A 10683-nucleotide genomic window follows, 5' to 3' on the forward strand; every position below is an offset into this window, starting at 1 on the left:
TGCGCCGCAGGCATGGATGATGATGCGGAGGGCATCGCGGGAGCCATCTGGGTCCCGACGGAGTGCGCGGCCCGAGCGGTGTGGGCATGGTGCATGGATGCGGGTGCGGACACGGGTCCGTGGCAACCGGCACCGGCGGTCGGGGAACCGTGCATGAGGAACAGTCCGAACAGCACCGCGCACATCGCCGACAGCCGGGCCGAAACCCACCTGCGCGAGCGCGCACTGTTCACCGCTGCTCCCATTCCCTCGTCGATCGACCCGGTACGCACCGGGCAGAGTCCTTGTGGCGCCCCGGCGGCCCGGCGGCCTTACGGCATCCCGGTGGCCCTTGACGGGAGCATACCCCTATCTGGTATGCGCTGGCGGAGGCGCACGCGATGCTCGCACTGCTGGTCCGATTCCCTGCCCCGTCATTCCGCACCACCCGAAGGCCGTGGCGCCACAGCCCTGCCGCCGCGTCCCTCGGGCGCCGGGGGCAGTGGGAAGGGGGCGCAGTCGAGCAGCCCGGCACACTTCCCTCCGGTCAGGTCAACCCTCAACCCCGCCTACGGCAACTCAGTCGGAGAAGTCATGGGTGAGCCAGACGTTGCCGTCGGGGTTCCGGTGGACGGCGATACCGACGTGGGTGAAGGTGCCGCTGAGGATGTTCTGGCGGTGACCGTCGTTCGGCGGCTTCTCGGCGAGCATGGCCCGGGTGAGGTTGACCGCGGCGGTGGCGATCTGCTGGGCGTCCGCCCCGGCGGTTGCCTGGCCGATGTTCTCGCCCGCGGCGCCCCAGTGCACACCCGCCGCGGTCTCCCGGTCTCCCAACGCGGCTTCGCCGGGGCACTGGTGGGACATCCCGCACCCGTTGCCCATCACCGTGTTGTGCCGGGTGGCGCTGCGGGTGAGGCCGGTGGTGAGGGTGTAGGGCGGCAGGCCGTGGGCGGCTCGTGCGGTGTTCATCACGGCGAGAACCTGTGCGACCGCGTCGGAGGACGGGGCGGACGGGCGTGCGCTCGGTGTGCCGGTGCGGGTCGGTGCGGGGTGCGACGGGGAAGGGGCGGCCGTCCGGGGCGTCGGGGTCGGCGTCCGGCTCGGATGTGTGGTGGGGCGGGGGGTGGCCGAGGGCGAGTCGGTGAGAAGTGGCGCTTCGGCTATGGGTGCCGACTTCACCAGTGCCGGCTGGGAGTTGGCTGCGGTCGTCCTCGGTGCGCTGTCCTGGGAGCCGATCGCCACGGTGATGACGGTGGCCGCGGCCGTCGCCGCGGCGCCCCCGGCGAGGAGATGGGCTCCCCGCGCGCGCACCGTTGGGCGGCGGTGGCTGCCGACCCGCCTGCCACCGCGACCGGTGGAACGGTGCGCCGCGGTCGGCGTCACGGTGCCGCCGTCGCCGGAAGCGACCGTCCGGGCCACCGGGACGAACGTCGCCGTGCTGTGGCCCGCTTGGGCCGCCCACCAGGTGAGCACGGCGGTCGGTGGTACCAGCCCGCAGCCCACGAGCAGGCTCTGCGCGGGTATCAGATCGCTTCGGTGGCCCGAACAGGCCACGCAGTCGCGGGTGTGCCGCGCGATGCGCTTGCGCCACAGCGCGGTCGGGACTCCGTCCCAACGGGCAAGCACGGGATGGAGCTGCGGGCAGCGGGGCTCCGCCAGCAGTGCGCGGACCACCACCCGGGCGGCCTCCAACTGCGCCTTCATGCGCTGCACCCGCACCGCGACGAACGGCGCGGGCAGTTCCAGGGCGGCGGCGACCTCCGCCCGGGTCAGCTCACCGGCGGCCTCCAGCCACCACAGTGACAGCAGGGCGCGGTCGTCCTCGTCCAGCCACCGGGTCGCCTCGGCGGCTTCCCGGCGCTGCCCGGAAAGTCCCAACCGGATGATGGTCAGGTCGACGAAGTCCGCACCGGGATCGACCAGGCCGGCCATGTCGTCGACCCCGGTATCGCAGGCCGATGCCTGTTTGCTGCGCCAGTGCCGACGTATCTGGTTCATCGTGACGGCGACCAGCCATGACCGGAACCGGTGCGGGTCCCGCAGATCGGCCAGGTTGCGCAGGACACGCAGCAGGGTCTCCTGCACCACGTCGTCGACGTCGGCGTGACCGTGCAGCGCACGTCCCACGATGTTGTACACGAGCGGCAGATACCCGGCGATCAGCTCATCCTGCGCCCGCTGGTCCCCCGCCTGCGCAGCCGTGACGACCGCCGCTTCCCGTTCGGGTGTCATGTCCGTCCTCCCTCTGTGGCTACGAGTCTGCATGCCTTCGATACCTGGGAGACCCTGTCAGCGCGGCTCGGATAACAGAAACCCGGGAGATTTTTTCGGGGCTCGATCGGAGCGCACGTCGATTCCCGTCATTCCGGTACATCAACGCTCCATTGACACCGTTGTGAGAACATTCAGGACAGTCCTCGGAATACGCGAATCGGGCCAACCGATCCGTGACGAAGGCCACTTGGACTTGCTCAGGGGCTCACGGCTCGGCTAACTTCCTCTGCCCATTGGACATGCCTTCGAAAGCGTCCAGTTCCGAGCGCACGGAAGCCCAGAAGTCTTCCCGCAGTGCCCCGAATTCTCCTCTCCCCACAGGCATTTCGGGACTTCCGGCGATCCGTCTCAGTCGGCTGACCGCCGTATGACCACCTCACCCAGGCTCTCGGCCGGCCGGCAGTGGGGCGTGCCCTTTCAGACCACCCGCACCGGGACACCGTCCCGGTCGGCTCATGCACCGGAGGACATCAATGCGTCGCGCTGCCCACAAGTGGAAGTCCCTCAGCGGTACTTCGCGTACCACCATCGCCCTGGCCACGGCGGGTGCGATCGCCGCCGTGACCGTCGGGGTCTCCTCGGCGAGCACGGTCGGCCCGGACCACGACAGGGCCACCGCCCCGGCGCCACAGGACGCGAGAGCAAAGTCCCACCCGTTCGGCCTCGGCGCCCTGCCCTCCGAGTCGACCTGGCGCACGTCCGCGCTGAGCGGGTCCGTGGAGCCGAACCTGTCGGCCACCGCCCCCCACCCGAAGGCCGACGCGACCAGGTCCGGCAGGAAGCGGCAGCCCCTCCCCGCCCGTGTCGATCTCACCAAGTACGCGGCCAGGCCCGGCAATCAGGGCCAGGTCGGGTCCTGTGTCGCATGGGCCATCGACTACTCGGCCTACAGCATCCTCGAACACGAACAGGGCATCACCGGCAGCCCCCAGGCACCCATGTACACCTACGCCCAGATAGCCAAGGGGCAGAACGTCGGCACCTCCCCGCAGCAGCACTTCCGCATCGCCACCTCACAGGGCGTCGACACCAAGTCCCATTACTGGCAAGGCGACTTCGACTACACCACCCAGCCGACCGCCGGCGAGAAGCACAACGCATCGAAGTGGAAGCTGTCCGGCTACACCCCGCTCCACACAGGCAGCCGGATAAAGGCCGAGGTGCAGGCAGCCCTCGCCCAGGGGGAGCCGGTGGTCATCTCGATCCCGGTGTACGACAGCTTCTTCTCCCTCACCGCACGCCAGGCGGCCTCCTACACGTACTCCCCCACTGCCGGTGAGCCGTTCGCCGGTGGTCACGAGATCACCATCGTCGGCTACAACAACCAGGGCGTCCGGGTGGAGAACTCCTGGGGCACCAACTGGGGTGACCGGGGATTCGTCAATCTGTCCTGGGACTTCCTGGCCAGTCGGGTACGGGAGGCCAACGCCGTCGGCAAACTCGTCAAGAAGTAGCGGCCGGGTGGCGGCGAGCCGGCCCGTCAGGAGGCGAGACGGGGAAAAGGGCTTCGGCGTTGCCGTGGTCGATGGCGGCCCGACGGGGTTCGTCGAACGGGTACGGACGGCCTCCGCCGACGCGCCGTCCACGTCGGGCAGCGGGAGCGTCGCGAAGAAACCGTAGCGGGAGGGGCGGTTCGTGACGATCTCGGTGGCATAGTCATTGACCTTGACCAGCGCGCAGCGATCACCGAACTCACCCACCGCCTCACCCAGTTCATCGACGACATGTGACCTCGCCGACCACGACGTACCCGACCACGACGTACAGCGATACGCCGACGGCCCGCGGAGTCGCCGCCGGGCCGGGCTCGAAGCCGTATGTTCCAGGCGGACGTTCACAGGCGGAGGTTCACAGGCGGACGACGACGAGGGCGATGTCATCGCGGGCGCCCCCGGCAACACCGAGACTCGCGAGCAGCGCGTCTGCCAGACGCTGGGGACTGAGGTGGCTCATAGGGGCCAGCGCCTCGGTGAGCCGGGCCAGGCCGGCGTCGATGTCCTCTTCCCGGCGCTCGATCAGGCCGTCCGTATAGAGGACGAGGGTGTCGTCATTCTGGTAGGCGGTGCCGGCCTGCGGCCGGGGCACATGCTCGGGCCTCGCTCCCAAAGGCGGGTCGGTGGCCTGGTCCAACAGCCGGCATCCTCCCTCGGCTCGTAGCAATACGGGAGGCGGGTGGCCTGCGCTGGAATAGACGATCAACTTCGAGCGGGTGTCGATCAACGCGGTGACCGCGGTGGCCGCCAGGGCCCCGTCCACCGAGCGGGCGTACAGGCCCAGCACCTCCAGCGCCTGCGCGGGCCCGGTCACCGCCCGGCTGGCTGCCGACAGCGCGCTGCGCAGCATGCCCATGACGGTGGCGGCCTCCAGACCATGACCGACCACGTCACCAACGGCCACCGTGAACCGCCCATCGGCAAGGTCGACCGTGTCGTACCAGTCGCCGCACACATTCAGCGAGCCGACCGCCGGCAGATAGCGCACCGCGACATCGTGGTGCCGGGCGAGGTCCGGGGAGTGCAGCATCGCCTCCTGCAACGCAACGGCGACCTTCCGCTCCCTGGCATGCGCGGCCCGCAGCTCGTCGTTCAGACGCTGCAACTCGCGGGCGCGCAGATACAGCTCGACCTCCATGCTCTGCGCGCGCTCGGCCAACTGGTCACCCGGGTGGAACCGGCGAGCATGCACGAACGCGGTGACGTCCTCGACCCGGTGGATGATGTACGCCACCCGCCCGTCCGATCCGCGGACCGGCGTGTTGACCGGGGACCACCAGCGCTCCTCGAACGCCCCTGGCCGGTGGGGCACCGGGATGTCATAGCGCTGCATCGCCATGGTGTCCGGCTCCCCGGTGGCCAGCACCCGCTCCAGGGAGGCGCCAAGGTTGCGCACCCCGTCAGCCATGGGGTCTGCCGGGTTGTCCGGGAACGCGGTGAACACGTGCAGCCCGACCAACTCCGCACGAGAGCGTCCGGTCGCCCGGCAGTACGCGTCATTGACGTCGACGACCACCAGATCCGTACCCAGCACCAGATACGGACTCGGCGTCGCGGCGAACAGCGCCCTGTAGTCGAGCTCCGGCCTCACGTACCAGCCTCCTCGGCCGGGGAAGCTCCCTCCGTATCCACGCTACGCACCGCGGGCCCGCCCTGCGCGCTACGGCATCCCCACCACGGCACCGCACCCACACCCGGCCCGGCCCGCAACGGAATCCATACGCAACCAGCCGTAACGGCGCGCACATGTCCGTACCCGGCCATTCGCCCCGCGAGCCGCCCGGCAATCCGGCCACGTATGCGGACCACTGCTCGACCACCGGAACCGAAGCCGGTCTTCCATCTGACGCTGCCTGCGACAAGGGCGGTGACGCGAAAACCAGAAGGTCCCTGATCCAAAAAGTCCCTGCTCGTGAAGAACAGGGACCTTGTCCGGAGCGCCTGGCAGGCCTTGCACCTGCATCTCCCACCGGTTGGTGGACGTCTTTCCTTGGACCACAGACGCACGACTCCCGCCCACAGGAATATGGTTACCCGCGGAACCGAAGTGCACCATGATCATAACGCACCGGCAGGGCAGATTCGTCCCACACCTCCTGGCGTGCCGCAGCCTCTCGCCACCCGGCTCGGCGACCCACCTATGTGCGACCCACCCATGTCGGTCGACGCGAAGGGAACCGGCAGCCAGCTCGACGTGAGAATGGCCGGCGGGCTGATCCAGGGGGACTTCCCATTGCTCACCGAGAGCAAGCGGACGCCGCTGCCCACCAGCGGGCTTCAGCAGGCATTGCGCAAGCCGGCCCGGGTCCCTGGGCGGCGTCCTGTCCGGGCAGGGCGCATACCGGCCCGTCCCCGGCGGGACTACAGCTCCCGGCGCATCAGCACACACACCGTCTCGTGACGGCGGATGGACCCGTCGGGCGCCTCCTCGTCCCAGGCATCGGGCTGTCGGCCGCAGGCGACATAGCCGAGCCGCTCGTACAGCGCGCGAGCCCGAGGGTTGTCCTCCTCCACAGCCAGCTCGGCCCTGTGCAGTCCACGACTGCTGATGCGCCGTTCCGCGGCCCGGACCAGCAGCGTTCCCAGACCGCAGGACTGGAGCGCAGGCAGCACCGCGAGCTGCCAGACGGTCCCGGCGCCCTTGGTGACCTGGTAGTCGATCCCGCCGATCGCCACCGGCACGTCCCTGGGCGTGCACACGGCCAGGTAGTCCACCTCACCCGCCGCGGCACGCGCCAACTCCCGTTCCACCTGCCGCAAATGGGTGGCCGACCCGGCCCAGGTGCACTCAGGCAGATCGCCCGGAAGCAAGTCGCGCACGCTCACGGGCAGGACGACAGCAGTGTCATGGAAGTCATGGTCAGCGATCACGGCACGAGCATGCCCGGCAACACCAGGGCCCGGCAACGCTTTTCTCCTGTCCGCCCCAAGTCACCGAAATCATCCGGGGACGGGCCTGTGCTGCGTGCACCGAACGCCTCGACGCCTGTCCGCAGATCGCCTCAAGTTGCCGGAGAACGGCCCGGAGAAATCCGTCGTACTGCCCCACCCGAATAGAAGCCGTCGATGGAGTCGATGAAGTCGATATCGGGAAACCCCGCACCGCATCCCATGATTCCCATCGGTGCTCGAGATACCCGATCGCTCGGTGCCAGCAGACGTCCGTCCGGTTCGTTCCCGGTCCATACCGCGTGCACGTGCGCCAAATAGGATTCAGAACGGGAACGGGCCACAATTCCGCCTTCTGTGCAGCTGACCACCAGGCAATGGGGTCTACCACTGCACACGGGTACGGAAAGACCTCACCCTTCCTTCGGCATTAACGCCGGAGGAAGGGTGAGGCCGTATCCGGTTCCCTTACTTACGACTTATCGTGGCTCCCGCCGCCCTTGCCCTTAGCTGCGTGGCCCCCGCCTGTTTGGCCCCCGCCTGCGTGGTCCCCGCCTGTCTGGCCGCCGCCAGCGTGCTCCCCGCTGCTCCCGTCCCCGCCGCTCCTGAAGTCCCAGGAGTCGGAATCTTGGGCCGTTGGTGTGCTCATGTTCTGGTTGCCTACACTCATATCACCCGAGAGGTCGCCGTCATCCGCGGCGGCGATGCCGGCAGGCCCCATAAGGGCAGCCGAACAAAGGACGGCAGCGGCGAGGGTGGTACGCATGCGCATGGTTAGCTCCGATTATCGGTTCAGACGATAGGACGTGGGAATTCATGCCACCGATCCCGGTGACTCAGTCCACGATTCACTCGCTCGGAGGTTCAACTTCATAATTTGTATGATATTCGACGACCCATAAAGGAATTTACCGAAGTAACCGGTCGGCCGCGCCTTCTGGGTTGACACTCCGTCTGCCGACTATCTCTCCGGGTGCATTGACGGACCCAGCGGGATTGCACTCAGGTGAGTCCGGTGTATCGGCGAGTCCGGTGAATTCGGGAATCATGGGCGCCAGCGAGATGCGTAACCGTCCCGCAGCGGTCCGCCGACCAAGTCCAGCACGTGCTCAGCGGCGGCAGCAAGCGGAGCGGGGTCGGCGCACTCGGCCACGGCCTGATGGCCGTCCAGAAGGGCCTTGCCCCACACCGGGTCCGCGCGCAGAAGGCGGCGGGGCAGCCATTTACCGATGCCCGTCCAGGAATTGTGGTGAGCCGTGAGCAGGTGCGCCGCCTCACGCAAGGTGAAATCGGCGAGTGAAAGCTGTTCGTACCGGTTGGCCGCGGGGGTGTCGACCAAGTCGTCCACGTAGCAGGTGAGTCCGTAGCGGGATCGTTCCCATTCCGCGGGAGTGAGCGGAGGCGGGCCGGACGCGAGCACGGCTCGGGCCCTTTCACACGTACGGGACAGGTGGCCGTGGGGGTCCGTCAAAGGCAGCCCCTGGCCGTAGATGAACAGGACTGTGCCCCGGCGGCGGGCTCTGTCCCATGCGAAGAATTCCGGCACGTCCGTAAGGGTGTTGAGGAACAGCTCGGCCAAGCGCCCCTCATGGCGTATCACCTCGCGACGACTGGGGTCGGAGTCCGGCAACAGGATGGCCACGTCCAGATCGCTGGTCCCGGTGGCACGCCCCTCAGCGGCCGAGCCTCCGAGCACGGCGCCCAAAGCATGCGGAAAACGGGTGGAGACCAAGCGCAGGGCTTGAGCCGCAGGATTGGCGTGATCATTCATGGCAGCTCATCGTGCCAGCCGGGGTATACGCATTCCAGTGGTGGAAGGAGCGCGATCGCCGAGCCAACGCGCGTCGGCCCGGAGGCACACACGCGGTATTTCGCCATCGCCGCCACGCTCAACTGTTGGTCGCCGGTGAGGTGTTGACTGCTGTTGAGTGATCGAATGGGGTAGAGCGGGGCGTCCTCCCTTGCGCACCGGCCGCCCCCTCGGTCACCTACTCCATCACCGCCCTGGCCGCGTCGAGAAAGGCCAGCCGGTTGTTCTCCAGGTAATCGCGCACGCTTTCGCCGTCGGGCAGTCCGTCCCACACGGTCCGGTTGAGGTCGAGGAAGTAGGCGCGCGCCGCATCGTGGACAGGCAGCGGGAATTGCAGCCTTATCAACCGCTCCGCGACCCACAACCGGTTCATCACGTCCTGGGTCCTGACCGCCCAGGTGTCCGTCTCCTCCCACCGGGACGGACGCGAAAACGCACACCGCTCCGCCTCGGCGCCTACCTCGACGAACCTCTCCAACAGCGCAAGGCGTTCCGCACGCCGGGATTCCGACAACGTGACCCGCTGCCGCTGCTGCTCGGCACGCTCGGCCGACCGCTGCGTCGCGTGCTGGACGAGGAAGGACAGCACACCACCGAGCGCAACGCCGCCCAGCGATATGAGAGATACCCAGACCTGACCCGACATGGCGGCCATCGTGCCATGATGCCGATCCCGGTCTGGTGAGGGTCCGTCTTCTCTCCCGCTCTCCTCCTCAGGCAGTCAGCTCCGTTTGGGCTGCGGCCGTGGTGACGGGGTCGTGGCGGATGTACCACTCGGTGGAAAGGAGCCGCTGCTGTGCCTCGGCGGGAAGGGCGGCGATCAGGCCGGGGAGGGCTCCGCGCGTCACCTCGGTGCGGTGGGCCAGGACGGCCGCAAGCTTCCGTGCCAGCCAGGGGTTGACGTCGACGGTGGCGGTGACCCGTTCGTCCGGGACGGTGTACTGCGCCTTGCCGCTGTGGGCCAGGTCGCTCAGGGCCGGTACGGCCGAGTGCGGGTGCGTGGCCAGATAGACGGCACTCGGCTGCCAGGGGGCGCCGGTGTCGGGGTAGAGGCGCTCCAGTCCGGATGCCTGGACTGCGAGCAGGGTGATTCGGTGGGTGTGCACATGGTCGGGATGGCCGGTCATTCCACCGTAGGCGTCATGCGTGACGACGATCTCCGGGCGGAATTCCCTGAGTTGCGCCACCAGCCGTCCGACCGCCTCGTCGAGCGGCGCTTCGCAGAACCGCGGGCTGCCAGGGGCGGACTGTGGTACGCGGGCGTCGGCGTAGCCCAGCATTCGTGGTGTGCCGGCGCCGAGGATGCGGAGCGCCTCGGCCAGTTCGGCGGCGCGGGCGGTGTCCGCGGCCCAGGTTGCCGTGACCACTGCGGTGCGGGCGCCCGCGGCGGCGTGCCGGGCGAGCACTCCGCCCGCGGCCAGTGACTCGTCGTCGGGGTGGGCGAACACCGCGAGCAGGCTCGGCGTATGTCCGGCGGAAATTGTGTCGTCGGCTGTCATGTTGTTGCCTGCCTCTCAGCTGACTGCCGCCACGTTGGCTCGTGGCATGGCGAGACCTGGTAGTTCTGCGTGATGACGCGTGTTCGTCGCGGTGTGGTTGCGGGTGGAAGGACACCGAGGAGCGGGGCCGGTACCGGACCTTCCACACTCCTGGGGTTGCCTGGGGCCAGACCCGGCACGATGTGTTCGACCATGTCCAGGCGACCGGAAGCGTCCAGGCGACCGGATACACGTTCATGTTCCTTGCCGAACTCGCGGCGATGCTCGTCGAGTTGCTGCGGTCAGTTCGCTGGTCGGTCAAGATCGCTGGTCGGTCAACGCCGTTGGTCCATCAATGCTGTTGGATCGAAGCCCCCTACGTCGGCTTGGGCCGCTGCGCGCCGGATGCCTCGCGCGCCGGCTGGTACCTGTCCGTTCCTCGCATCGCCCTGCTGTGGTGGCCGCTGTGGACTGCACTGACGGTCCGGAGCCTGCGCAGACCGCGGTTCCGCTCCGTGATCTCTGCCTGGTCACGCAGCTGACGGCGGTCTTCGCGCTGACGTTCCGGTCGGGAGGCCGGGCCGGGTGGGGCGCAGCGGGGACGGCGCCGGGACAGCTGCGCGGTCGAGGGCCGTGGGGTACCCCGCGCGGGACCTCGATCGCCGGGGGCGCCGGGCGGAGCGATATAACAGCGGTATGGCGCGACAAGCGAAGGACGAAGGCGAGCCGGTTCCGGCGGACCGGCTGGGGGGGGGGCCCC

8 protein-coding genes are annotated in these 10683 nt (G+C 68.6%); 2 read left to right on the top strand and 6 right to left on the bottom strand.

The genetic code is table 11. The features are described from left to right. Window positions 1-558 precede the first annotated feature (558 nt). Window positions 559-2211, bottom strand: a complete 1653-nt coding sequence (locus tag RZ84_RS03590) for a sigma-70 family RNA polymerase sigma factor (RefSeq protein ID WP_043263057.1) — start codon at window positions 2209-2211, stop codon at window positions 559-561. Between the two features lie 515 nt (window positions 2212-2726). On the opposite strand from RZ84_RS03590, the gene RZ84_RS03595 reads away from it, so the two are divergent. After that, window positions 2727-3707 (top strand): C1 family peptidase, encoded by a 981-nt coding sequence (locus tag RZ84_RS03595; RefSeq protein WP_043263058.1) that lies wholly within the window; start codon window positions 2727-2729, stop codon window positions 3705-3707. A gap of 394 nt (window positions 3708-4101) precedes the next feature. Here RZ84_RS03595 and RZ84_RS03600 read toward each other — a convergent pair whose 3' ends face one another. The 5 genes from RZ84_RS03600 to RZ84_RS03620 all read right to left on the bottom strand — a co-directional run bounded on the left by RZ84_RS03600 (window position 4102) and on the right by RZ84_RS03620 (window position 9944). Next, window positions 4102-5337: a SpoIIE family protein phosphatase gene (locus tag RZ84_RS03600; protein WP_043263059.1), complete on the bottom strand. Its 1236-nt coding sequence runs from the start codon at window positions 5335-5337 to the stop codon at window positions 4102-4104. A gap of 770 nt (window positions 5338-6107) precedes the next feature. Further along, window positions 6108-6617, bottom strand: a complete 510-nt coding sequence (locus RZ84_RS03605) for a GNAT family N-acetyltransferase (RefSeq protein WP_043263060.1) — start codon at window positions 6615-6617, stop codon at window positions 6108-6110. 1063 nt (window positions 6618-7680) lie between these two features. Next, complete coding sequence (locus tag RZ84_RS03610; RefSeq protein ID WP_043263061.1) at window positions 7681-8406, bottom strand: nucleotidyltransferase domain-containing protein; 726 nt, start codon at window positions 8404-8406, stop codon at window positions 7681-7683. A gap of 217 nt (window positions 8407-8623) precedes the next feature. After that, entirely contained in the window at window positions 8624-9100 is a 477-nt protein-coding gene (locus RZ84_RS03615; protein ID WP_078893554.1) for a hypothetical protein, read from the bottom strand. 58 nt (window positions 9101-9158) lie between these two features. Then, entirely contained in the window at window positions 9159-9944 is a 786-nt protein-coding gene (locus RZ84_RS03620; protein WP_052229756.1) for a PIG-L family deacetylase, read from the bottom strand. 182 nt (window positions 9945-10126) lie between these two features. Here RZ84_RS03620 and RZ84_RS03625 point away from each other — a divergent pair, with 182 nt between their 5' ends. Beyond that, on the top strand, window positions 10127-10465 hold the full coding sequence (locus RZ84_RS03625) for a hypothetical protein (RefSeq protein WP_043263062.1): 339 nt from the start codon (window positions 10127-10129) through the stop codon (window positions 10463-10465). Window positions 10466-10683 lie beyond the last annotated feature (218 nt).

Origin of the sequence: Streptomyces sp. CT34, from assembly GCF_000805335.1 — a bacterium.
GTDB lineage: Bacteria > Actinomycetota > Actinomycetes > Streptomycetales > Streptomycetaceae > Streptomyces.